Origin of the sequence: Halosimplex rubrum, assembly GCF_013415885.1 — an archaeon.
In the GTDB taxonomy this organism is placed as follows: domain Archaea; phylum Halobacteriota; class Halobacteria; order Halobacteriales; family Haloarculaceae; genus Halosimplex; species Halosimplex rubrum.
The window spans coordinates 973,321-996,452 of the sequence record NZ_CP058910.1 but is presented as its reverse complement, the minus strand read 5'-3'; the positions used below and the strand labels follow the sequence as shown (position 1 = coordinate 996,452).

The window sequence follows — 23,132 nt, the reverse complement described above, 5'->3', positions numbered from 1 at the left end:
CGGACGGCGGCGGTGTCGTCCGGTTCGGCGGTGTCGACGCAATGGAGAAGGCTTATCGGCGGGCGTCGCACACCGACGGGCATGGTCGAGTTCGTAGTACCGGAACCGGATTACGACCGGTACTCAAACCGCCAGCTCGCGGCCGTGCCGCTGGCCGTGCTGGCGCTCGCGTTGCTGGTCCTCGCGGGGTGGACCCTGATGACCGGGACACCGGTCACACCGGGGATCGAGTTCACCGGGGGGACCGAGATACAGGTCGCGACCGACGCCTCCCAGTCCGAGGTCAGACAGAGCCTCGACTTCGAGATCGATTCGGTCCAGCCGATCGCCGGCTCGAACGAGTACATCGTCACGACTCAGGCGACCGACTCCGACGCCATCAGCTCGGCGGCTCGGTCGGCGGGCTACGAGATCGTCTCCGTCCAGTCCCGATCCGCGAGCTTCGGCGCCGACGCCCAGCGCCTCGCGCTGATCGGCATCGGCGTCGCCTTCGTCGGGATGAGCCTGCTCATCTTCGCGCTGTTCCGGACGTTCGTGCCCTCCATCGCGGTCGTCGCCTCCGCGTTCTCCGACATCGTCATCCCGCTCGCGCTGATGAACGTCTTCGGGATCAAGCTCTCGCTGGGCTCGGTGGCGGCCCTGTTGATGCTGATCGGGTACTCCGTCGACTCGGACATCCTGCTGAACAACCACATCCTCCGCCGGCGCGGGAGCTTCTACGAGAGCACCTACCGCGCGATGCAGACCGGTGTGACGATGACCGTCACCTCGATCTCCGCGATGACCGTGATGTGGATCGTCTCGTCGCTGTTCGGCATCCCGCTGTTGCCCGATCTCGCGATCGTGCTCGTGTTCGGGCTGGTCGCCGACCTCATGAACACCTACATGTTGAACCTGAGCCTGCTTCGCTGGTACAAGTACGAGGGGGTGGCTCGATGAACCTCCGCGAGAACTGGCGGATCGTCATGCTCGTCGTGTTCGTCCTCGCGTCGACGTTCGCGCTGTTCGGACCGGCCGGGGCGCCCGACGCCGGCGCGAACAACAGCTCCTCGTACGGAGCCGCGACGGGACCGACGAACCTCCAGTTCGGGCTGGAACTGGCCGGCGGGTCGCGCATCCGCGCCCCGCTGGTCGGGACGACCGCCGAGGACCTCGACATCGAGCAGGGCCAGCGGTCGAGCATCCGACAGACCGTCGGCGACCGGCTGAACGTCTCGGCCGGCGACGTGTCCGTCGTGTTGAACGCCGACGACGGCGACTCCGTCGAGGTGCTCGTCGAGAACGTCAGCGAACAGCAGTTCCGCGCGGCCCTGACGGAGGCCGGGCTCGACGGCGAGGCGGCGACGATCCGCGGCGGTGTGACCGCCCAGACCCGCCAGCAGACCGTCGAGACGATCACCGCGAAGATCAACCGCGGCGGGCTGAGCGGCGGACAGGTGGCGACTCAGCGCTCGGCGACCGGCGAGAACTACGTGGTCATCGACGTGCCCAACGCCAACACCACCGAGGTGCTCAATCTCATCGGCGACGAGGGGGAGGTCAGCATCGTCGCCACCGTCCCCGTCGAGGCCGACAACGGCACCGTCTACCGCAACCAGACGGTGTTGACGAACCGTCAGCTCGAGGACTCCCAGATCGGCATCGCCCAGACCAACGACGCCGGCCAGCCCTACGTTCCCATCACGCTGACCGAGGACGCCGCCCGGAACTACTCTCAGGACCTCGTGGACCTGGGCTTCACCTCCAGCGAGGCGACCGGGCCCCAGAGCTGTCGGTACCGACAGAGCCCGGAGGACCCCGGGTACTGTCTGTACACCACCGTCGACGGCGAGATCGTCTACGCGGCCGGTCTCGACCCGGGTCTCGCGGAGGACATCGAGTCCGGCGAGTTCGAGACGGCGCCGTCGTTCATCATGCAGACGCGGTCGATCGACGAGGCCCAGCGCCTGCAGGTCAACCTGCGCGCCGGCGCGCTGCCGACGCGGCTGGCCGTCGAGGACGGGACCGTCCTGTTCCTCCAGCAGAGCCTCGGTGACCGCTTCAAGTGGCAGGCCCTGCTGACGGGCCTGATCGCCTGGCTCGCTGTCAGCGGCTCGGTCTTCCTGCGCTACAAGAACCCCCGAGTCGCCCTCCCGATGCTCGCGACCGCCGCCGCCGAGGTGTACCTGCTGCTCGGGTTCGCCGCGGCCATCGGCCTCCCGCTGAACCTCTCGTATATCGCCGGGTTCATCGCCGTCATCGGGACCGGTGTCGACGACCTGTTGATCATCGCCGACGAGATCCTCAACGAGGGTGAGATCGCGACCGGCAGGGTGTTCCAGAGCCGCTTCCGCAAGGCGTTCTGGGTCATCGGCGCCGCCGCCGTGACGACCATCATCGCCATGAGCCCGCTCGCGTTTCTCTCGCTCGGGGACCTGCAGGGCTTCGCCATCGTCACCATCGTCGGCGTGCTCATCGGCGTGCTGGTGACCCGGCCCGCCTACGGTGACGTGCTGCGCAACCTGATGCTCAGCGAAGAACAGCGCGACTGACCGTCGCTCCCGTTCCGGGGTCCGTCGTCCACCGGTTCGCCGACTCGGCCTGCGAGTGCGAGAGTCCGCAGCGCTCGCCCAGCCCCTCGACCCGTGCCGGTGAACCGTGCTCGTCGAGTGACCGATAGCGGAGATCCGGTTGTTCTGATCTCGGCCGACGACCCGCGGGTGTCGCGATCCGATGGGATTATCGACCGGAAGGGGCAACCAGACGCCATGGATCGGACCGACCCGCGCCGGCGCTACGACGACCTCGTCGTCCGGCGGGAACGCCACGCGGTCGACCCCGGGCGGTTCGACGAACTGCGCGACGCCGAGGTGTTCCGGTCGGGCTGGGGCGTCGCGGGCGTCGTCCTCGACGGCGGGCGCCTGCTGGCCATCCGTAACGAGGCGTATCCCACGGAGTGGACACTCCCCGGCGGCGCGGTCGAAGACGGCGAGGGGCTGGCCGACGCGGTCGTCCGGGAGGTGCGCGAGGAGACCGGGGTCGCGGTCGAGCCCGTGCGACCCGTCGGCGTCGACGAGAGCGTCGTCCGCGAGGCCGCCGCCGGCGGCGGGGTCGGCGAGCGCGACGGGGACGACGACCGCCGCGTCGAGATGGCGTTCGTCCACTTCCTGTGTCGCGCGACCGACCCGGCGGTGGCCGACGGCGGCGACCTGGGGGACCCCGACGAGGAGATCACCGAAGCGGCCTGGCTGGGGTCGTTGCTCGAGGACGTGTTCAATCCCGACCACACCCGCGAAGTGTACGAGGCCGCGCTGGCGCTCGGGAGGGAGTGAGCCGTCGGAGCCGCGGCGAGGGACGCCGCGCCGACCCCACAGAGACAAGTCGCGCACCCAACAGATCGCCGGTATGGTCCCCCCGCTGGTCCTCGGACTGACGGAGCTGGTCGTCATCCTGGTGAACCTCGGTATCGTCGCCGGCGTGATCGGCGGTGTCGTCTACCTCGTCCGTCGAGTCACCGACTCCGGGGACGACGAACGGATCGAGGACCTGGAGGCCGAGGTCGAGGAGCTGCGCGAGGAGCGCGACTCCGGAGAGCGGGCGAGCGACGACGACTGAGAGCTACTCGCCGAACGCGCGAAGGACGCCCTGGCCGTCGGTCGAGCCGATGTCGGGCAGGGAGACGCGCTCGGGGTGGGGCATCAGGACGGCGACGGAGTCGCGGTCGCCGAGGACGCCCGCGACGCTGTGTTTCGAGCCGTTGGGATTGGCCTCGGGAGTCACGTTCCCGTCCTCGTCGCAGTAGCGGAACAGGACCCGGCCGTCGGCTTCGAGTTCGTCCAGACGGTTGTCGTCGATCTCGTAGCGACCCTCGCCGTGGGCGATGGGGAACTCGACGACCTCGCCTTCGTCGAAGCCCTCGGTCCACGGCGTGTCGGCGTTCTCGACGCGGAGGGTGACCCGCTCGCACTGGAAGCGGGCGCTCTCGTTGGTGGTGAAGGCGCCGGGCGTGAGCGACGACTCGCAGCCGATCTGTGCGCCGTTGCAGATGCCGAGAACGGGCGTGCCGGCGTCGGCGGCCTCGCGGACCTCGTCCATGACGGGCGAGCGGGCGGCCATCGCGCCGGCCCGCAGGTAGTCGCCGTAGGAGAAGCCGCCGGGGAGGACGACGCCGGTCGTCTCCTCGGGCAGGCCGTCCTCGTGCCAGACGAGGTCGGCGTCGATGCCGAGATGGGCGAGCGCCTGGACGGTGTCGCGGTCGCAGTTGGACCCGCCGAACTGGACGACGGCGACGGTCACGGCGAGCACCCCCCGGTGTGCGATCCGAGCGTCGGCGTCGACGAGGCGGCGACGGTCATCGTTCCTCGACGGTGACCTCGTAGTCGTGGATGGTCGGGTTGGCGAGGAGGCGCTCTGCCATCTCGCCGGCGCGCTCGGCCGCGCCGTCGGCGCTCTCGGCGTCGAGGTCGACCTCGAACAGGTCGGCGGCCCGCAGCTCCTCGAGTTCGAAGCCGAGCCGTTCGAGCGCGCGGCCGGTCGTCTCCGCCTCCGGGTCGAGCACGCCGTGTTTCAGGCGGACCTCGACCGTCGCGGTGTAGGCAGTCATCACCTGAGTGGCGGCGGCGCCGGGAGAAAACGGTTTTGACTCGCCCCGGTCGGAGCCGCGTGGCGACCCCGGGCGTGGGCGGTCAGGCGGTGTCGAACTCGACGGGCTGCCAGCCGTCGGGCTGGTCGGGGAGCCCGCGGACGCGGATGGCGCGCTGGCCGTCGACCTCGCGGAGTTCGACCTGGCCGTCGAACGCCTGGGCGATCGACGAGAGGGTCTGGTCGTCGACGGCGTCGGGGTCGATGGCGCAGACGCCGAGGCCGTCGGCGGCGCGGATGCGGCCGGTCAGCGTGTGGACGAAGCGGAACACGGACTTGGCGGGCGCGTAGACGACGAACGGAGAGAGCGTGTACACGCCGGTGCGGACCCGCGCGGCGCCGTTTTCGTGGATCCGCTCGTACAGCGAGGAGAACTCGATGCCCGCGCCGGTCAGGTCCGCCGGGCTCCCGACCGCGTGGACGTTGCAGCTCTCGTCGTCCGCCCCGTTCTCCGTACAGTCGACGACGCCGACCCGCGCGAAGTCGAGGTCCCCCCCGAGCGCCTCGTAGCCCGACAGCGTCTCGCGGCCGTCGACGTCGGCGGCGATGAACAGCGTCCCCTCGCGGGAGTGCCGGCGCAGGAGCATCCGCATCGTCAGCTCGCGGATACCGCCCAGCGCCGGCCCGGTGACGAGGATGTTGGTCCCCGTCTCGACACCTCGCAGGGGCAGGTTCTCGAACGTGTACGTCGGCTCCTGCAGGCTCACGGCCCATCACCGCCGTCGTCTCCGGACCCCGTCCCCGTGCGTTCGATCGCGTCGCGCTCGTCTCCGTCCGTCCCGTGGTCGTCTCCGGACCCGTTGAGCTGGCGACGCAGTTCGAGTTGGTCCATCGCCTCGGCGGCGAATCGCCGTAGGTCGACGAGTTCGTCGCCGGTGAACGAGCGCGGCTCGTCGTGCGTGAGGCAGAAGGCGCCGATCGTCGCGCCGCGCGGCGTCTCCAGCGGGACGCCGGCGTAGGCGCGGATGTCGAGCTCGTCGAGGCGGTCGTTGTCGGCGAACCGGTCGTCGGTGTGGGTGTCCTCGACGACCATCAGATCGTCCCGGAGGATCGTGTGGGTACACATCGAGTCCTCGCGGGAGAGCGTCTCCCAGGAGGCGCCCGCGCAGGCGAGAAAGCGCTCCTCGTGGGCGTCGATCACGCCGACGAAGGCGACGTTCACGTCGAAGTGCGTGCGGGCGAGCGCCGTCAGCCGGTCGAACGCGTCGGCGGCCGCCATGCCCGGACGGTCGTACTGTTCGAGCGCGGCGAGTCGTTCGTCCTCCCGCGTCGGGAGCGGGTAACCGACCTGCGTGCGCTGGCTGACGAGGTTCCCGACCATGCGAGCTAACGCTTCTCGGGCGTCGGGGGTGGCCCGCGGGAGGTACTCGACGACCACGTCCTCGCGGTCGGCGGTGTCGATCCGGTCGGGCGACGCGTCGGTAAAGAGGATACAGGGCGTGTCGGGCGTCGTCTCCCGGACCCGCGCGGCGACATCGAGGCCGGTCCCGTCCGGGAGGTCGTAGTCGGTGACGACGCAGTCGACGCCCCCCGCTTCGAGGGCGTCGCCCGCCGCAGCGACCGAATCGGCCACCGTCACCTCGACTTCGCCGTCCGCGACGAGAGCCTGGCGCGTAGCCGCGCACTCGGTTTCGTCGGCGTCGACGCACAACACAATCAGTTCGGGCATGTCCGTCTCTGACGGTCTTTTCGACTCCACGGTTATAATTCTCTGCGTACGCGATCCATCGTTGATATCGGCGGACCGCCCGGAGCGGCCGATCCGTGTGAGGCGACGGCGAGCGACGAGAACGCTTTAGGCACAGACGCCCGTCAGCGTTACCCGATGACTGTCCGTTCGCACACTCGTTCGTCGGCGTCCCGTCGGTGGTCGCCGTGACCAGCGATCTGACCGAGATCGTCGTCGTCGGCGACGACGACACGGGGCTCATCGCGGAGATCACCTCGACGCTGTTCGAGCGCAACATCAACATCGAGGACTTAGATCAGGCGGTCCGCGAGGGCGTCTTCCGCATGACGATGCGAGTCGACACCTCCGAGATGATCGTCAAGGAGGAGACCCTGCGGGAGAAGCTCCACGACCTCGGCGACGACCTCGGCGTCGACGTGCAGGTCCGGTTCCCCGACGATCGAGAGACCCAGCAGATCGCCGTCCTCGTCACCAAGGAATCGCACTGCCTGGAGGCGATCTTCGAGGCGTGGGCCAGCGGAGATCTGGGCGCCGACGTGGAGGTCGTCATCGGCAACCACTCCGACCTGCAGCCGCTCGCCGAGAAGTACGACGTGCCCTTCCACGACATCGGCGACGAGAAGGGCACGCCCGACGAGGGCGAGCTGCTCGACCTGCTGGCGGAGTACGACACGGACCTCGTGGTGCTGGCGCGGTACATGCGCATCCTCAGCCCGGACGTCGTCTTCCGCTACGAGGACCGCATCATCAACGTCCACCCGTCGCTACTGCCGGCGTTCCCCGGCGCGTCGGCGTACATGCAGGCCATCGAGGAGGGCGTCCGCATCGCGGGCGTCACCGCCCACTACGTGACCACGGATCTGGACCAAGGGCCGATCATCACACAGCGGGCGTTCAACGTCCCCGACGACGCCACCGAAGAGGAGCTCCAGGAGATCGGCCAGCCCCTCGAAGCGGAGGCGCTGCTGGAGGCCATCGACCTGCACCTCAACGACGAGATGACCGTCCACCGCGGGCGGACGAAGCTCCGGGACCCCGAGGCGATCGACGCGCAGTTGGGGGCGCCCCGCGACCTCGACCAGGCCAATCCCGACCGGCCGATCGACGGCCTCGGCGAGTACGTCGCCGAGCAGGGCGAGGACGAACCGGAAGCCGAGGCCGACGACTGACGGTCGCTCCCGCTTCTCTCGCGAACAGGCGACACGGACGGCTCGCGGGGCGGCGTGTCGCGCTCCCGCGGAGCGCCCCGCGACGGAACTCAGGTCACGGGACCGGCTGGTCCCGTTCCCGTACTTGAAGCTACGGCTCGCGCGTGTCGGCGGTGGACTGCTCGGCCGACGCCCGGCTCGGGGTCACTCCCCGACGGCGAAGTACCGGTCGCGGTGGCGACGGCACCCGGGGTTGAACGACGCGCCGCACTCGGGACAGGTGTCGTCACAGTCGAGGTACTCGCGGACGGAGAGGGCCGTACCGCAGACGCCGCAGAGGACCCCCGGCTCGCCGAACGCTGCGCGCGGGACGCGTTCGGGGTCGTGGTCGGTCACCGCGTCGTGACAGCGAAAACAGGGATAGTAGCGGTCACAGCACGGGAATCGGAGCGCGACCACGTCGACCGCGTCGTCGTAGTGGACACAGCGGGTTTCGGGGTCGACGTCGACACCTCGGAGCGGGACGGAAAACCGGCCGTCCGTCTCCGGCGGACGGGTCGTTCGCCGCTCCGAGCCCGGCTGTGCCGTCATCGGTTTCGAGCCGGAGTCAGAGGTCCCGGACGCTCTCGACCGCCGCGTCGAGGGAGGGCGCATCGAAGACCTCGCGGCCGACGTAGGCGTTCGTGCCGGCACAGTACAGATCGCGGGCGGCGGCGACGACGCGCTCGTCGAGCGGTTCCGGTTCGCGTTCGCACAGCGACTTCCAGTCGGCGACGCCGCGCTCGTCGGCCTCGGCCTTGGCCGCGGAGACCGCCTCGACCCACTCGGGCTGGGTGCGCTTGTGATACTGGCGGACGACCTCCTTCGAGACCTGCTGGTCGCCGTAGGCGAAGCGGTTCTCGTCGAAGGTACCGACCACGTCGGCGACGCGGATCTCGCCCTCGTAGTACAGACACTCGATCTTGCCGTCCTCGTGGGTCAGCCCGGCGTCGGCGGCGCGGTCGGTGACGAGTCGGTTGACTTCGCGGGCGACCGATTCGAGGTCGGCGACATCGGCCGACCCGGCGATGCGGTCGGCCTCCGCGCGGGAGAGATAGCGGTCCTGTTCCTCGTACTTGGTGGAGAACTCGACGACGGGGTCGTCCAGGTCGACCGCCTCGTCGGGCCAGGCGTCGAAGTCGAGGCCGTGGTCGGCGGGGTCGGTGCGTTTGCGGAGCGAGGAGCCGACGGGGACGCGGTTTCGGAAGACGATCTCCAGCGGGACGAGGTAGTTCTCGCCGGCGTCGGCGTGGTATGCGTCGTAGTCGTAGCCGCTGGGGTCCTCGGTGTCGTCGCCCTCGAAGGGGAGGTCGGGCACCTGCGTGAGTTCGATGACCATCTCGCGGGGCGCCGCGCCGGAGTCGAGCGCCTCGTCGAGCGAGACGGCGCCGTCGGTCGCGTCGGTGGCGACGCCCTCGTAGTGGGTGGGCACCCCTTCGGATTCGAGCAGTTCGAAGTTATACGCGCCCATCGTGCAGAGCGAACACCCCTTGTCGGGGATCTCGTCGGGCATCTTCCCCCAGTCGAACACCGAGTAGTCGTCGGTGAAGACGAACGCGCCGCGGCCCAGCTCGTCGGCCGCGGCGGGCTCGCCCACCCGGAACTCCTTCACAGAGGTCATTGCCGGAGCCTCTCGCCCCCGCGGCAAAGTCGTTTCTCACTCGCGGCCGCGCCGTCGCGGCGCTCCGGCCTCGCCGGGAGCCCGGCCGGCCGCCCAAACGTCTATGCGGGTCGGGCCGACAGTTGCGCCCGATGGTCGAATCCGTCGGGCTGGCCGTCGGTATCGTCGTCGTCACGACCGGTGCCGTCTGGCTCGGCAGTTCCTGGCTCGAGTCGGCGAGCGAACGACTCTCGGAGTACTACGGGCTCCCGCAGGTCGTCCAAGGGTCGATCGTCGCGGCAGTCGGGTCGAGTTTTCCCGAGCTGGCGACGGTGGTGGTCTCGGCGCTCGGCGGCGCGCTCGGGCTCGGGACCGGCGCGATCGTCGGGTCGGCGATCTTCAACGTCCTCGTGATCCCCGCGGTCGCGGGTATCTCGACGGGGGAGGACATCGAGGCCAACCGGACGCTCGTCTACAAGGAGGCGCAGTTCTACATGCTGGCGGTGTCGGCGCTGGTGATCACCTTCGCGATGGCGGTCATCTACTATCCGGTCGACGGGACCGAGTTCATCTCGGGGGAGATGAACCGCTCGCTGGCGGCCATCCCGCTGGCGCTGTACGGACTCTACATCTTCATCCAGGCTCAGGACACCGCCGACCACGTCGCCGACCCCGACGCCGCGGACGGGATCGACGCCCGGCGCCAGTGGGCCTACCTGCTCGCGGGACTCGCCGTGATCCTCGTGGCGGTCCACGAACTCGTCGGAGCGGTGGAGGCGATCGGGGCCGCGGTCGGCGTCGGCGAGTTCATCATGGGCGTGACCGTCGCCGCCGCGGCGACGAGCCTACCCGACGCGCTGGTGAGCGTCCGCGCCGCCCGGGACGACCGCGGGGTGGCGTCGCTGGCGAACGTCCTCGGATCGAACACCTTCGACCTGCTCGTCGCCATCCCGGTCGGCGTCCTGATCGCCGGCACGTGGGCGTTCAACTTCGAACTCGCCGTACCGATGTTCGCCGTCCTGACGCTGGCGACGGTGCTCCTCTTCACCGCGCTCCGGACGGACCTCGCGCTCTCGACGCCCGAGTCGGTGGCTCTGCTGGTCGCCTACGCCCTGTTCGTCGTCTGGGTCGTCCTGGAGGCGGCCACCGACGCGGTCGCGTTCCTGCCGAACACCGCCGGCTGACCGAGGGTCGACGCCTCGTCGTCACGGACAGCGGGGCCATCGGCCGGTTCCCGGCCGCTTATACCGGTGGATGCTGTGGTAGCGTGCAATGACAGGCGTCGGCGAGTCGCGGCCGAATGTGCCCAGAGGGGAGTTCGGGTTCGACCGCGTCCCCGAGACCGACGGGTCGTTCGAGACCGCGCTGGCGAAAGCCCGGGACGGCGAGCGCCTCTCCGTCGACGACGGCGTCGAGCTGCTGACGACGGGCACCGGGAGCCCCGGGATCGACCGCGAACGGAAGGAACTCGTCCTCGAAGCGGCCGACCGGCGCCGGGCCGAGGTCGTCGGGGAGGAAGTGACCTTCGTCGCCAACCTCAACAACAACGTCACGACCGCCTGCAACACCGGTTGTCTGTTCTGTAACTTCAAGGACCGCTCCGAGCGGTTCCGCTCGGCCAACGACGAGTCCCACGGCGGGTTCACCAAGCGGCCCGCCGAGTCCCGGGATATCGTCCGCGAGGCCGTCGAACGCGGCATCTACGAGGTCACCTCCGTCTCGGGCCTGCACCCGGCGTTCGCGCTCGACGACGAGCACCGCGAGGTCCTCGAATCGAGCGACCGGGGCGACCTGAACTACCGGTCGCCCGCGGAGTACGACGTGGACCCGGGCACCTACTGCGAGCAGATCGACGCGATGAGCGTCGACGGCGTCCACGTCCACTCGATGACGCCCGAGGAGGCCTATCACGGCCGTCGCGGCACCGACTGGTCCTACGAGGAGGTGTACGGCCGCCTGCAGGCCGCGGGACTGGACTCGGTGCCCGGCACCGCGGCGGAGATCCTCGTCGACGAGGTCCGAGAGGTGATCTGCCCCGGGAAGATCGGCACCGACGAGTGGCTCGAGGCGATGGAGGCCGCCGCCAACGTCGGCCTCGACGTGACCGCGACGATCATGTACGGCCACGTCGAGAACGAGATGCACAGAGTGCTGCACCTGAAACGGATCCGCGAGCTTCAGGAGCGGACCGACGCGATCACGGAGTTCGTCCCCCTATCCTTCGTCCATCAAGAGACCCCGCTCTACGAGGAGGGGATGGTCGAGACGGGGGCGACGACCGACGAGGACGAGTTGCTGATCGCGGTCTCGCGGCTCTTCCTCGACAACGTCGAACACGTCCAGTCGTCGTGGGTGAAGTACGGCGACGAACAGGGACTGAAGATGCTCTCGTGTGGCGCCGACGACTTCATGGGCACCATCCTGAGCGAGGAGATCACCAAGCGGGCTGGCGGGGCCTACGGCGAGGTCCGCTCGTTCGACGAGTACGTCGAGATGATCGACGCCATCGGCCGGGTCCCCGTCGAGCGGTCGACGGACTACCGCCAGCGCCGCCGCCTCGACCCCGAGGACGGGCCCCACGGGCCACAGCTCGGCCCGGCGGCCGACGGGACGCCGCTGGTCGACCCGGAGTGGCTGGAGAGCGAGGCGCGAACTGAGTGAGCGCCTCGGTGGAGCGAGCGGGGAACGAAGTGACCCGCGAGCCGCGACGCCGCGGGCGGCGCGACCAGCGCCGACGACTGACGCGGGGCGGACTCCGACGAGTCTATCCGTTCGGTGGGCGAACACGACGCCGATGGCAGCGACCCTCCGCGAGGCCCTCCGGGAGCAGGTGACGCTCAGGGCGGTCGCCCAGTGGCTCGTCGCCGGCGGCGTGCTCTACTACCTCCTCGACCCCTCCCCCGCGCAGTTCGTCACGACGACCGTCTCGATGGGGATCTTCGGGCTGTCCGAACTCGTCACCGACGTGTACGACGTGCGCCAGTCGGTCAGGAACGCGGGGTTCGGCGTCTACGCGCTGGTCGGCGGCGCCGCGATGGCCCTGCTGGGCGATCCGAACGTCGCCGCGCTCCCGGTCGCGTTCCTGCTCGTGGGCGCCTGGTTCGTCCTCGACGCCGTCCAGACGGTCCGCCACGAGGGCGCGACCGAGAGCCAGCCCACCGGCCGCGAGGTGTACCACGACTACGTCGGCCGGCGGGTCCGCGAGGCCCTCGACGACGGCCCGCGGACGCGACGGGAACTGTGCGAGGCGCTCGACGCCGACGACGAGGCCATCGACGCGGCGGTCGCGAAGCTCCGGTCCCGGGGCGTCGTCGTCCGCGAGGGCAGCGCGCTCCGCGCCGTCGACCCCGACGACGGGGGACTGACGGGGCGGCTCGCCGGGCTGGCCCGACGGATCGCCCGCCCGCTCACCCTCGAACTCGGCGGTGACGAGGGCGAGGTGGACGGCGTCGACCCGAAACGGGGGCCCGCCGACCGGGCGGACGCCGTCGAGAGTCGCGACGACCGGAGCGACCGCGACGACGCCGCGGCTGGCGAGCGGGGTCACGAGCGCGAGTACGAGACGGCGGACCGCTGAGCGCGGGTGGCGTCAGCGAGGGAACGACGGGCCCGGGAGAGGGAGAGTGATTCAGGGCGACGTGGGACGAGCGCCCGGGACCGCCGTGACCGTGCCCGTCCAGCAGCAGTCGGTTGGGACTCTTCCCCCCTATCGCTGTTGCCAGTCATACGAGGTGGGTTTATACGTGAATGTTTTCCGTCGGGGGCGTCTGGTGGTCGGTATGCGCTACGTGACGGTGCGGGTGACCCACGTCGAAGGCGAAGCGTTCCACCCGCTGAGCGCGGTCGTGGCCGACGAGCCGGCGGTCACGACGGGGCCGATCCACCAGCTGGAGCTGATCGACGGCGACACGGGCGTCTCGCTGTCGGAGATCCGGTCGGGGCTCGACCGCTACAGCGAGATCCTCGGCGAGTCGCCGCACGTCATCGAGTACACGACGACGGGCGCCGACCGGGGGTTCGCGTACGCGCACTTCGAGCTGGACGACCTGATACGGCGGCTCATGCAGTACCGACGCAGCTCGGAGCTGATCGTCGAGATGCCCATCGAGTCCGAACCGGACGGCGCGACCGTCGTCACGCTCGTCGGCGACGCCTCCGCGTTCGCCGGCGCGTTCGACGGCATCCCCGAGGAAGTGAGCGTCGAAGTCGTCGAGACCGGGGAGTACGACCCCGGCGTCCGCCAGCTGTTCGGTCGGCTGACCGCCCGCCAGCGGGAGGTGCTGGAGACGGCGGTGCGGGCCGGCTACTACGAGAACCCCCGCGAGGCGACCCACGACGACCTGGCCGCGGATCTGGACGTGTCGCCCGCCACCGTCGGCGAACACCTCCGGAAGATCGAGTCGCGCGTCTTCTCCGGATTCGTCGCCGGCGAGTAGTGCGAGCCGTCCGTACGGGCGCGACCGAAGCGCCGAGTCGCCGGCCGACCGGTCGGTCGCGCCGGCCGGCAGATCACCCGTGTTTTGATACGGACAGGGCCGTTACCGTGGGGTGATGACGACGGAATCCCCCGAGTCGGAGCCCGAGTCCGCACCGGAGCCCTACCCGGCCTTCGAGGAGCACGTGAAGCAACTGACCTACCTCAACGACGCCGGCGGGGTGCTGGGCTGGGACCAGCAGGTGACGATGCCCGAGGGCGGCACGCCAGCCCGCTCGAAGCAGTCCTCGGCGCTGTCGGCGGTCACCCACGAGAAGCTGACCGACGAGCGGGTCGGCGAGTGGCTCGACGCCCTCGACGACGCCGATCTGTCGGGCGGCCGGGAGGCCGTCGTCCGCGAGGTCCGCCGCGAGCACGACCGGGCCGTCGAGGTGCCAGAACAGTTGGTGACGGAGATCTCCGAGACGGCGTCGAACGCCCTGCCGGTCTGGGAGGAGGCCAAGGCCGAGGACGACTTCGACGCCTTCGCCCCGACCCTGGAGACGATGATCGAGCTCAAACGGGACTACGCCGAGGCGATCGACCCCGACCGCGATCCGTACGAAGTGCTGTTCGAGGAGTACGAACCCTATCTGGGCCTCGATACGGCCGAGCGGGTGCTCGAACGGCTGCGCGACGAACTCGTCCCGCTGATCGACGAGATCGAGGACAGCGACGCGGACCTGGCCGACCCGTTCGCCGGCGGCGAGTACGGCGAGGACGCCCAGGAGGAGACCGTGCGGGCGGCGCTGGACGAGCTGGGTTACGACTGGGAGCACGGACGGCTCGACACCGCGGCCCACCCGTTCTCGACGGGGACGCAGTTCGACGCCCGCGTGACGACGCGGTTCGACCCCGCCGACCCGATGGGCGCCATCGGCTCGACGATCCACGAGTTCGGCCACGCCACCTACACCCAGGGCCTGCCGCGCGAACACTACGGGACGCCGCTGGGCCAGTCCCGTGACCTGACCGTCCACGAGTCCCAGTCCCGGCTCTGGGAGAACCACGTCGGCCGCTCGCGCCCCTTCTGGGACAACTTCACCGACACCGTCAACGAGAGACTGGGGACCGACGCTTCGCCCCGCGAGTTCTACGAGGCCGCCAACCGGATCTACCCCGACAACCGCATCCGCGTCGAAGCGGACGAGCTCACCTACCACATGCACATCATCCTCCGGTTCGAGATCGAGCGGGATCTCATCTCCGGGGACCTGGACGTCGAGGAGGTGCCGGGCGTGTGGAACGACAAGATGGAGGAGTACCTCGGCGTGCGGCCCGAGACCGACAGCGAGGGCTGTCTGCAGGACATCCACTGGACCCACGGCTCGCTGGGCTACTTCCCGACGTACTCGCTGGGGAGCGTCCTCGCGGCCCAGCTGTACGCCAGCGCCGAGGCGGCCATCGACGACCTGGACGGGAAGGTCCGGGCCGGCGAGTTCGACCCGCTGGGCGAGTGGCTCACCGAGAACGTCCACCGCCACGGCTGTCGCTACGAGACCGACGACCTCGTCGCCGAGGCGACCGGCGAGGGCTTCACCGCCGACTACTTCCTCGACTACGCGGAGTCGAAGTTCGGCGACCTCTACGACCTCTGAGGTCCGCGATCGACCGGCGTCGTATCGACTCGGTTCCACTGGCGTTCTCACGCGGGAGAATCGCGGGCGAACGCTTTTGCCGGACTGTTCCTCCGCTCCGATAGCATGGCAGGAACCGGTAACGAGACCACAGATCTGGCGGCCGAGAGCGGACTCGACGAGGACATCGAGAAGGACATCGACGAGGAGATCGGCGAAGGGATCGACCGGAACCAGGGGTACGACTCGGCGGCGGCCAGCGAGATCCAGACCTCGCTGGCGGAGCTACAGGACTCCTCGATCGGGATCGCCGAGGAGATCGACGCGATCCGCGAACACGCCGCCGAGCAGCACGAAGGAATGTCTCAAGTGGCCGACGAGGTGTCGAACCTCAGCGCCGCCGTCGAGGAGATCGCCTCCTCCTCGGAGGAGGTCTCCTCGGCCAGCGCCACGGCGCGGGAACTCGCGGAGGACGGACGGGAGTCGGCGACCGACATCTCCGATGCGATGGAGGACATCCACGACGCGTCGGAGAGCGTCGCCGACGACGTGCTGACCATCCAGAACAGCGTCGGCGAGGTCGACGAGATCGTCGAGGTGATCAACGACATCGCCGACCAGACGAACATGCTCGCGCTCAACGCCTCCATCGAGGCCGCTCGCGCCGGCGAGGCCGGCGAAGGGTTCGCCGTCGTCGCCGACGAGGTCAAGAGCCTCGCGGAGGAGTCCCAGTCCCAGGCCGGGACGATCGAGGAGATGGTGGCGGGCATCCAGAACGACACGAGCAACGCCGTCGAGACCATCGAGGAGTCCAGCGAGCAGATCGAGCGCGGCATCGACATGGTCGAGGACGCCATCGAGGTGCTGGAGGACATCCACCGGGCCGTCGAGGAGGTCAACGACGGCATCCAGGAGGTCGCCGCGGCCACCGACGAACAGGCCGCCTCCACCGAGGAGGTGGCAAGCATGGTCGACCAGGCCACCGGTGCCGCCGAGGAGATCGCCGGTTCGACCGCCGACATCGCCGAGGAGGCCGACGACCAGACCGACCAGGTGAGCGACATCAACCGCGAGATGGACCGGCTGATCGACGGGTGAGCGGCCGCGGGCCGACCCCGCCGGCCGGACCCGATCAGCGTTCAGACCAGGTTCAGCAGGAACCCGAGGATACCGATACCGAACGCGAGCGCGAGCATCTTCTCGACGGGGAGGTCGTGGGCGACGGCGAGGCCGTAGCCCTGGATCGCGGCCGTCCAGAGCGCGCCGAGCAGGCTGGAGACCAGCAGGACGGGCGAACTGAACGAGGCCGCCCGCTCGAAGAAGTCGACGAACGCCGCAGGGTCGCTCGGCGCCTGCCCGAGCAGGCCGATCAGCCCGACGGTCGTGACCGGAAGCATGACGACCCCGGCGATCTCGGCCTCGCCGGTGACCGCGAGGGTGGTCCCGAACGTCCGCCGGCCGCCGGCGAGCCACACGAACAGGTGTAACAGGGCGGCGAGCAGCAACCACCCGGCGAAGATGGCGACGAAGGTGCCGACGATCGCGCCGGTCACGGCGCCCTGGACCTGCGCTTTCTCCTCGGGCGGGGCGTCGACGTGGGCGACCACCCGCTGGAGGAACAGCCACATCGCGATGGCGGTCCCGGTCGCCTGGACGAGGACGATCGCGAACGCGGCGGTCATCGACGGGCGGTCGTAGCGGCCGAAGTACTCGGAGGGGCGGACGAGCGGCGTGGAGGGCGCCATACCCCGAGTGGTGACGGCCGTCCGATAAGTCTTCTGTCGGTGGACGAGAGCGCGTCGCTTAACCCGTTCGACCCGGTACTCGGGGGCATGGCAGGGCCGGATCTCGACCCCGAGCAACTCGACCGGTACTCCCGGCACATCATCATGGACGAGGTGGGACCCGAGGGCCAGGCGAGCCTGCTCGACGCCGCGGTGCTGGTCGTCGGCGCCGGCGGACTGGGCTCGCCAGTCCTCCAGTACCTCGCCGCCGCCGGCGTCGGTACCATCGGGATTGCCGACCACGACACCGTCGAGCGCTCCAACCTCCAGCGCCAGGTCGTCCACGGGGACAACGACGTGGGCCGCCCCAAGGTCGACAGCGCTGCCGAGTTCGTCCGCGAGCTGAACCCCGACGTGACCGCCGAACCTCACGAGGTCGCCGTCTCGCCCGACACCGTCGCCGACCTCGTCGACGGCTACGACTTCGTCGTCGACGCCTCGGACAACTTCCCGACTCGATTCCTGATCAACGACTACTGCACGCTCGCCGGCGTCCCCTTCGTCCACGGGGCCATCTACCGCTTCGAGGGCCAGGTGACCGCCTTCACCGGCGAAGGGCCGTGTTACCGCTGTCTGTTCCCCGAGGCGCCGCCCGAGGGCGCCGTCCCCGACTGCGCGACGACGGGCGTGCTCGGCGTCCTCCCGGGTACGGTCGGCGCCATCCAGGCCACCGAGACCGTCAAACAGTTCGTCGGCGTGGGCGAGTCGCTGGACGGCCGGATGGTCGTCTACGACGCCGCCGACATGACCTTCGAGGAGGTCACCGTCCGACCGAACCCCTCCTGTCCGGTCTGCGGCGACGACCCCATCGACTCCGTCGACGAGGTGGAGTACTCGGAGAGTTGCGCCGTCCCCGCCGACTGACCGGTCCCGTTCACGTCACATATCCTGAATCTCAGCGGTGATACTCCGTCGCGAGGATTTATCAGCGGGTAGTCGCGACGTGGGAGTGGAGCGTCCCGTCGCTCCTGGTCGAATGTCAGAGGCAGAGACGATCGGCGAAGCGCTGGACTGCTCGGAGATACGGCTGGAGATGCCCGGATACGTCGAGCTGGTGCTGTCGCTGGTGATCATCTGGGGCTTCGGCGACGCCGTGTCGACGCTGGTGGCGGCCGCCTTCGCCGGTCCCTCGCTGGAGGCAAACCCGTGGATCCGTCTGTTGCTGATACATCACCCGCTGCTGGTGGTCGCGCTGAAGGCCGCCGTCGTGCTGTACGCCGGCGTCGTCCTGCTGGAGTGTCGGACGGTCGTCGAACGCGTCCCCGGCTGGCGCGCCTGGTTCCTCGGCGTCATCGGCCTCGGCATCGCCGTGGTGGTGACCAACGTCTACGTCGGCCTGGCCGCCGTCGCTGCGGTGTGAGCCGTTCGGGTCTCCCGTCCGATCCGGCCCGTTTGCGACCGCCGCGACCGTCCGCTACCCCTCGGGTCGGGGTGTCGGCAGCGCCCGGTGGCGCCGCGGCGGGACGAGGAAGTTCCCCCGGCGGCGGACGAAGATGTACTCGAGGATGCCGTTGTTGACGCGCTGGCGGACGGCCGGCGTGGCGGCCGTGATGTCGGTGCCGTTCATCGCCGCTCGCACGGCTTCGAACGCCGAGATGCGGCGCTGGAGCGACGGGAAGTGGAGGCTCGCGACGGCCTGTTCGGAGCCGATGTCGTCGGTCGACTCGAAGTGGCGCCGCAGGAGGCGGACGTTGCCCTCCTCGTCGCGGTTGGCTCGCGCGGCCTTCTGAGCGTGGCCGACGCGACCGGTGGCCCTCGCCTGCGCCTCGACATCGTCGAGGAATCGGTCGATCCCGCTGTCGTCGCCGAGGTTCGTGCCGACGCCCTCGACGAGGTCGTTCTCGGCGTGGGCGGGGCTGAACAGCTCGGCGACGCGCTGGGGGTAGTCCTGCTCGCCGTACCAGTCGTCGAGGCGCTGGCGCAGGTTCGCGATCACCTTCGTGGTCCCGCCGGCGAACGGCCCCTCGTCGATAGTGACGTAGTCCTCGCTGGCCTGGTTGCCGAGGAAGCCGGCTTTGAACCCCATGAACAGCGGCGACTCCGCGGGGACGGGGTTCGAATCGGGGATGCCGGCGGCGTCCTGGCGCTCGGCGGGGAGGCCGGCGCCGACGAACCCGGTACGGCGGGAGTCGACGGTCGCGATGTCGGTCAGGCGCGCGTCGACGGGTTCGCCGTTGGCCGAGTCGCGGTCGCCGGTCAGGGCCTCGTCGGCTTCGAGGACCACGTCCGCGCGGTTGCTCGCGAGGTGGACGACGGCGTCCTGGGTGTCGAACGTCGGGTCCTCGAAGTCCGAGAGCGCGCGGGGCGGCGGGAGGTCGACCGACGGGGGGAGGCTCCCCTCGAAGCGGTCGAAGTAGGCGGGGGAGTAGGCGACGGTGTGGAGCAGGCCGTCGGCGCTCCACTCGTAGGCGCGGTCGAGCGTCGACAGCGCGGCGTCGAGCGTCGAGCGAGCGTCCGCGTCCGGGGGACCGTCGCCGTCGAACTCGACGTACAGGAGGACCTGGTGTTCGGGGAGCAGGGAGTTGCCGCTGTCGTCGTGGGGGACGTGGTCGCGCCAGGCGTGCTGGCGCGGGGGCTTGGCTTCGGGGTCGCCCGCGGGGACGGCGTCGCCGTCGGTCCGCTCCTGGCAGGCCGCGAGCGCGCTCGCGCCGCCCAGCGCGACGGCGGTCCGAAGGAACTGTCGGCGGGGGAGGTCGGAGTCGGGGACCATCTGTGTGGGCCGGTACCGTGTGGATCGAAAAGGGGGTTTTGGTCGGTCGGGCGTCCAACCGGTCCCGGCTACGGCGGGCCCGTCCCCGAACCGGCCCGCGTGACGGCAGGGTCGGTCGGTCCGAGGGGAGGACAGACGCCGCCGTATCGGCGGAATTGGTAATCATTATACGCGGGGGCGCCCGACCACCCGGGTATGCAACGACGAGCCGCGGCGATTTATTTCGTGTTCTTCCTCGTCATCGGGGCCGGGGCGTACGGCCTCATCCAGACGGCGGAGGAACCGACGATCTCACTGCAAGGCGACACCGCGTACTCCGCGGGGGACACCGTGGCGTTCGGTGACCGGACGTGGACCGTCGCCGAGGCCGACGCCGGCAGCGGCGAGCTGGCGTGGGTCAACGAGTCGGCCGTCGTCTCGACGACCGTCGACAACGGCACCGAGGTCCCGGTGACCGACGTGCGCTGGTCGGACCAGTCGGCCCGCATGGAGCGGGTCTTCGAGGCCGGCTCGACGACCCAGTACAACGGCAGCGAGTACGAGGTCAGCGTCAACGAGAGCGCGGGGTCGTTCACGCTCGCGCTCGCGAACAACGCCTCGATGAACCAGAGCTACGCCGTCGGTGACTCGATCCCCGTCGACGGCAGCGAGGCGACGGTCACGAGCGTCACGGGCGAGGCCGCGACGGTCGTCTGGGGCGGGCCGTACCTGCTCGTCGTCCAGACGGAGAACGTGACGGAGCCGACCGACGCGACGTTCGTCGAGCAGCGCGACCTCGAGGCGATGGTCGCCGACGACCCGGCGCTGTACGACGAGATCATCACGCAGAACGGCACGCGGAAGGTCACCTACCGCGCGAACGAGACGAACGTCCCCCTCGACGACTACTTCCCGCCCGTCGAGCGCCACACCGTCTCCGAGGGCGAGACGCTGACCTACCAGGGCAACGAGACGACCGTCGACGCCGTGACCAACACCAGCGTCGAACTCACGCGGCCCGGCCAGAACACCGCCACCGTCGGCTTCTCCGAGGGCGGGAACTTCACCGTCGCGGACACGCAGTACTTCGCGCACTTCCCGGACAACTCGTCGGTGTACTTCATGGAGACGGGCGAGCGCTACGGCGACTACCGGGCGCAGGAAAACGAGATCAGCTCCTACAACGACCGGATGAACGGCCTGTGGGGCGTCGCGCAGCTCAGCCTCCTCGCCGCGATCCTCCTGGTCGCCATCGCGTACCTGCCCGTCCGGGGCTGACCGTCCGCGGCGCGGTCGCTTTCGGGCGAGACGTTTTTGCGAGCGCGCTCGACGGGACAGCGCCGGTGCTGTCGGACGTGTGGAGAGCGAACGAGAACGGAGGCGGAGTCAGTCGGTGCGGCTGATCCAGACGAGGACGGCGCCGAGGGCGGCGGTGCCGACGGCACCGACCACCTGCAGCGCCGAGGCGGCCACGCTGCCTTTCGTCGTCCAGGGGGCGCCGACGAGCGTCCCGACGGCGACGAGCACGAGCAGGACGCCGACGGCGATGCCGACCGGCTCCAGTCGGTCCGAGGTGTCGTTCGTGGCGTTCATACACCACCTCTCGCGGCTCTCCGTGGTAAGTCTCTTGGTTCGCGGTGCCGGCCGCTCGTCGGGTGCTACGATGTCGCGAGAACGGGCCGGGAGGGAGTTGAACCGAGTGGAGACGGTCGGCCTCGCTTCGCTCGACCGCTGCGACTCCCCGGATTCAACTCCACTAGCCGCTTTGCTCGTCACGTTCGTTCCTCGCAAAAGCGGGCCGGGAGGGAGTTGAACCCCCGACCATCTGGTTAAAAGCCAGACGCTCTGCCTGACTGAGCTACCGGCCCGCGTTATCCTCTCCGGGAGTTTTCGGTTAAGTACTTACGATCAGCCTTGCTCGAAGCGGCGTTCGAGCGCGGTCGCGACGATCTCGTCGGGGTCGACGTCCTCCAGGGCGGCGCGTCTGCGGAGTTCCCGGTAGATCTCGGGCGGGAGTTCCATCGTGAGTTCGCCGAGGATGATCCCTTCGACGGCGAGGGCGTCCTCGACGGAGACGCCGTCGTTGACGTCGCTGGCGACCGATCGGACCTGGCGGACGGTCATGTCGTGGTCGAGGACGGCCCACGCGAGCTGGAGGCGGGCGGCGCCGGCGACGCGGGCGATGTGCTTGGCGGCGGTGGGGGCGATCTCGCCCATCGCGACGTGTTTGCGGATCGAGCGGGGCAGGTCGTGGACGCGGGACCACTTGCGGATGAAGGCGACGGTGGCCTCGCCGCCGGCGCGCTTGGCGGCGGCCTTGTACGACCCCTCGCCGCGGACCAGCGCGGCGCAGGCGGCGGCCCCCCGGAGCATGAAGACGGTGTCGGCCTCGCCGGCGGCGTCGCCGGCGAACTTTCGGACGGTCTGTGCGGCGGTTTCGAGGCTCTCGGGGTCGTCGGGGTCGAACTCGACGGCCTCCTCCGGCCGCTGGCCGGTGACGCTCGGGTCCCCCCGGATGACCGGCGCGCCGACCGGCGACTCGCGGTCGGTCGGCGGATCGCCTGGCCCCTCGTGACTCATCACTTCCTCCTTTGGAACGGTCTCTCAAAAGGTTCCCGTCTGTTGGCACGGGCGACGCACGTGTGCGCGGCGGTCGCGGACGCCCGTGTTCGGCCCGCTCGTCGGAGAGCGGCGCTTCGGTCCGCGGGTCGTCAGTCGGACGCTTCCGCGCGCTCCTCGGAGAGGTGCTCCCAGACCTCGGCGCAGCCACAGCCGTCGTCGACGTCGTCGAGGTGGCTGGTGTCCGGCTCGGGCGCTTCGTCGTCGTGGGTGTCTGTCGTCTGGGTCATCGGTTCGTCGTACACCTCCGTATACGCCGGACTCCCTTAACCCGTCGCGCTCCCGTAAGTGCTACCCGGGCTTGGGCGTACCGGCAATCCCTTCACCTATCTCGGACGCGCCCGTTCGGACCGACCGCGTCGACGAGCCGCCACCGCGACGGAGCGGTCGGCCGCGGCACGACCCGGCGTCGCAGCCCGCGGCGAGTGTTGTGCGGGCCGACAGCCTCTGGGTCGCTCGGGACCGACCTACAGGAAGTGACGACCGACGTTCACCAGCTCGACGACGGTGCCTGGATCAGCGTCAACGACGAGCGGCGGATCAACGTCAGCGATCTCTGGCCGCTCGCCCGCCACGACGTCTGTTCCTGCGAGATCGCCGACTTCCTCGTCGAGGGGTTCACCGAGGTGGGTGTCGAACACCCCGACGTCCAGGCGAGGGTCGCCGGCCGCTGTATCACCTGCGGGACCGAAGCCGTCACCGACTGGATCACCGTCGGCCGCGTCATCGACCCCGAGACGGGCGAATTCTCCGCCGTCGACGTTACGAGCGTCCACGTCCCGGACAGACGACACCGCCTCGCCAGGCCGGAAGAGTAGGCAACAATATCCTCTTCTGGGGAGAGGTGGGGGCACTTGTCGAGATACGCGTGCCTTTAAGAACGGAGGGCGTG

General features: G+C 69.7%; 26 protein-coding genes and 1 tRNA gene. 15 read left to right on the top strand and 12 right to left on the bottom strand.

Annotated features, from left to right (window positions below):
• The first annotated feature begins 81 nt into the window (after window positions 1–81).
• The 4 genes from secF to HZS55_RS05010 all read left to right on the top strand — a co-directional run bounded on the left by secF (window position 82) and on the right by HZS55_RS05010 (window position 3,594).
• Window positions 82–939 (top strand): protein translocase subunit SecF, encoded by an 858-nt coding sequence (secF, locus tag HZS55_RS05025; RefSeq protein ID WP_179910640.1) that lies wholly within the window; start codon window positions 82–84, stop codon window positions 937–939.
• A complete protein-coding gene (locus HZS55_RS05020) occupies window positions 936–2,531 on the top strand; it encodes a preprotein translocase subunit SecD (protein WP_179910639.1) in 1,596 nt (531 codons plus the stop codon). The genes secF and HZS55_RS05020 overlap by 4 nt, the downstream gene beginning before the upstream one ends.
• Before the next feature lie 216 nt (window positions 2,532–2,747).
• Entirely contained in the window at window positions 2,748–3,311 is a 564-nt protein-coding gene (locus HZS55_RS05015) for an NUDIX domain-containing protein (RefSeq protein ID WP_179910638.1), read from the top strand.
• A 73-nt stretch (window positions 3,312–3,384) separates the two neighbouring features.
• Entirely contained in the window at window positions 3,385–3,594 is a 210-nt protein-coding gene (locus HZS55_RS05010; RefSeq protein WP_179910637.1) for a hypothetical protein, read from the top strand.
• A gap of 3 nt (window positions 3,595–3,597) precedes the next feature.
• Here the strand turns inward: HZS55_RS05010 and purQ are convergent, their stop codons facing one another.
• From purQ to HZS55_RS04990, 4 genes are all read right to left on the bottom strand, one after another.
• Window positions 3,598–4,275 carry a phosphoribosylformylglycinamidine synthase I gene (purQ, locus tag HZS55_RS05005; protein ID WP_179910636.1) on the bottom strand — a complete coding sequence of 226 codons (678 nt, stop codon included), beginning with the start codon at window positions 4,273–4,275 and terminating at the stop codon, window positions 3,598–3,600.
• A gap of 55 nt (window positions 4,276–4,330) precedes the next feature.
• Entirely contained in the window at window positions 4,331–4,582 is a 252-nt protein-coding gene (gene purS / locus HZS55_RS05000; RefSeq protein ID WP_179910635.1) for a phosphoribosylformylglycinamidine synthase subunit PurS, read from the bottom strand.
• 82 nt (window positions 4,583–4,664) lie between these two features.
• On the bottom strand, window positions 4,665–5,327 hold the full coding sequence (locus HZS55_RS04995; protein ID WP_179910634.1) for a DUF7504 family protein: 663 nt from the start codon (window positions 5,325–5,327) through the stop codon (window positions 4,665–4,667).
• On the bottom strand, window positions 5,324–6,289 hold the full coding sequence (locus HZS55_RS04990) for a GAF domain-containing protein (protein ID WP_179910633.1): 966 nt from the start codon (window positions 6,287–6,289) through the stop codon (window positions 5,324–5,326). The genes HZS55_RS04995 and HZS55_RS04990 overlap by 4 nt, the downstream gene beginning before the upstream one ends.
• Before the next feature lie 197 nt (window positions 6,290–6,486).
• On the opposite strand from HZS55_RS04990, the gene HZS55_RS04985 reads away from it, so the two are divergent.
• On the top strand, window positions 6,487–7,479 hold the full coding sequence (locus tag HZS55_RS04985; RefSeq protein ID WP_179910632.1) for a formyltetrahydrofolate deformylase: 993 nt from the start codon (window positions 6,487–6,489) through the stop codon (window positions 7,477–7,479).
• 183 nt (window positions 7,480–7,662) lie between these two features.
• On the opposite strand, the gene HZS55_RS04980 is transcribed toward HZS55_RS04985, so the two are convergent.
• Both HZS55_RS04980 and HZS55_RS04975 read right to left on the bottom strand, forming a co-directional pair.
• On the bottom strand, window positions 7,663–8,049 hold the full coding sequence (locus HZS55_RS04980; RefSeq protein WP_179910631.1) for a CHY zinc finger protein: 387 nt from the start codon (window positions 8,047–8,049) through the stop codon (window positions 7,663–7,665).
• A 16-nt stretch (window positions 8,050–8,065) separates the two neighbouring features.
• Window positions 8,066–9,118 (bottom strand): phosphoribosylaminoimidazolesuccinocarboxamide synthase, encoded by a 1,053-nt coding sequence (locus HZS55_RS04975; protein WP_179910630.1) that lies wholly within the window; start codon window positions 9,116–9,118, stop codon window positions 8,066–8,068.
• Between the two features lie 131 nt (window positions 9,119–9,249).
• Between HZS55_RS04975 and HZS55_RS04970 the strand changes: the two genes are divergently transcribed.
• From HZS55_RS04970 to HZS55_RS04945, 6 genes are all read left to right on the top strand, one after another.
• Window positions 9,250–10,281, top strand: a complete 1,032-nt coding sequence (locus HZS55_RS04970) for a sodium:calcium antiporter (protein WP_179910629.1) — start codon at window positions 9,250–9,252, stop codon at window positions 10,279–10,281.
• An 88-nt stretch (window positions 10,282–10,369) separates the two neighbouring features.
• A complete protein-coding gene (gene cofH, locus HZS55_RS04965) occupies window positions 10,370–11,758 on the top strand; it encodes a 7,8-didemethyl-8-hydroxy-5-deazariboflavin synthase subunit CofH (RefSeq protein WP_179910628.1) in 1,389 nt (462 codons plus the stop codon).
• A 133-nt stretch (window positions 11,759–11,891) separates the two neighbouring features.
• Window positions 11,892–12,674, top strand: a complete 783-nt coding sequence (locus HZS55_RS04960; protein ID WP_179910627.1) for an MFS transporter — start codon at window positions 11,892–11,894, stop codon at window positions 12,672–12,674.
• 202 nt (window positions 12,675–12,876) lie between these two features.
• Window positions 12,877–13,533, top strand: a complete 657-nt coding sequence (locus HZS55_RS04955) for a helix-turn-helix domain-containing protein (RefSeq protein WP_179910626.1) — start codon at window positions 12,877–12,879, stop codon at window positions 13,531–13,533.
• A gap of 115 nt (window positions 13,534–13,648) precedes the next feature.
• A complete protein-coding gene (locus HZS55_RS04950) occupies window positions 13,649–15,169 on the top strand; it encodes a carboxypeptidase M32 (protein ID WP_179910625.1) in 1,521 nt (506 codons plus the stop codon).
• Between the two features lie 105 nt (window positions 15,170–15,274).
• The gene (locus HZS55_RS04945; RefSeq protein WP_179910624.1) at window positions 15,275–16,246 is read left to right on the top strand and encodes a methyl-accepting chemotaxis protein; all 972 of its coding nucleotides are present in this window, start codon (window positions 15,275–15,277) and stop codon (window positions 16,244–16,246) included.
• A 41-nt stretch (window positions 16,247–16,287) separates the two neighbouring features.
• On the opposite strand, the gene HZS55_RS04940 is transcribed toward HZS55_RS04945, so the two are convergent.
• Entirely contained in the window at window positions 16,288–16,893 is a 606-nt protein-coding gene (locus HZS55_RS04940) for a YIP1 family protein (protein WP_179910623.1), read from the bottom strand.
• Window positions 16,894–16,980: 87 nt separating this feature from the next.
• Between HZS55_RS04940 and ubaA the strand changes: the two genes are divergently transcribed.
• The gene (ubaA, locus tag HZS55_RS04935; protein WP_179910622.1) at window positions 16,981–17,796 is read left to right on the top strand and encodes an SAMP-activating enzyme E1; all 816 of its coding nucleotides are present in this window, start codon (window positions 16,981–16,983) and stop codon (window positions 17,794–17,796) included.
• Between the two features lie 112 nt (window positions 17,797–17,908).
• The gene (locus tag HZS55_RS04930) at window positions 17,909–18,292 is read left to right on the top strand and encodes a hypothetical protein (RefSeq protein WP_179910621.1); all 384 of its coding nucleotides are present in this window, start codon (window positions 17,909–17,911) and stop codon (window positions 18,290–18,292) included.
• 54 nt (window positions 18,293–18,346) lie between these two features.
• On the opposite strand, the gene HZS55_RS04925 is transcribed toward HZS55_RS04930, so the two are convergent.
• Window positions 18,347–19,642: a DUF7405 family protein gene (locus tag HZS55_RS04925; RefSeq protein ID WP_179910620.1), complete on the bottom strand. Its 1,296-nt coding sequence runs from the start codon at window positions 19,640–19,642 to the stop codon at window positions 18,347–18,349.
• A gap of 195 nt (window positions 19,643–19,837) precedes the next feature.
• On the opposite strand from HZS55_RS04925, the gene HZS55_RS04920 reads away from it, so the two are divergent.
• Complete coding sequence (locus HZS55_RS04920; RefSeq protein ID WP_179910619.1) at window positions 19,838–20,899, top strand: hypothetical protein; 1,062 nt, start codon at window positions 19,838–19,840, stop codon at window positions 20,897–20,899.
• Between the two features lie 108 nt (window positions 20,900–21,007).
• On the opposite strand, the gene HZS55_RS04915 is transcribed toward HZS55_RS04920, so the two are convergent.
• From HZS55_RS04915 to HZS55_RS04900, 4 genes are all read right to left on the bottom strand, one after another.
• On the bottom strand, window positions 21,008–21,214 hold the full coding sequence (locus HZS55_RS04915; protein ID WP_179910618.1) for a hypothetical protein: 207 nt from the start codon (window positions 21,212–21,214) through the stop codon (window positions 21,008–21,010).
• Between the two features lie 201 nt (window positions 21,215–21,415).
• A tRNA-Lys gene (locus tag HZS55_RS04910) sits at window positions 21,416–21,489 on the bottom strand.
• A gap of 40 nt (window positions 21,490–21,529) precedes the next feature.
• Complete coding sequence (locus tag HZS55_RS04905; RefSeq protein ID WP_179910617.1) at window positions 21,530–22,201, bottom strand: DUF7119 family protein; 672 nt, start codon at window positions 22,199–22,201, stop codon at window positions 21,530–21,532.
• A 131-nt stretch (window positions 22,202–22,332) separates the two neighbouring features.
• Window positions 22,333–22,470: a hypothetical protein gene (locus tag HZS55_RS04900; RefSeq protein ID WP_179910616.1), complete on the bottom strand. Its 138-nt coding sequence runs from the start codon at window positions 22,468–22,470 to the stop codon at window positions 22,333–22,335.
• Between the two features lie 246 nt (window positions 22,471–22,716).
• On the opposite strand from HZS55_RS04900, the gene HZS55_RS04895 reads away from it, so the two are divergent.
• The gene (locus HZS55_RS04895; protein WP_179910615.1) at window positions 22,717–23,058 is read left to right on the top strand and encodes a hypothetical protein; all 342 of its coding nucleotides are present in this window, start codon (window positions 22,717–22,719) and stop codon (window positions 23,056–23,058) included.
• Window positions 23,059–23,132: the final 74 nt, after the last annotated feature.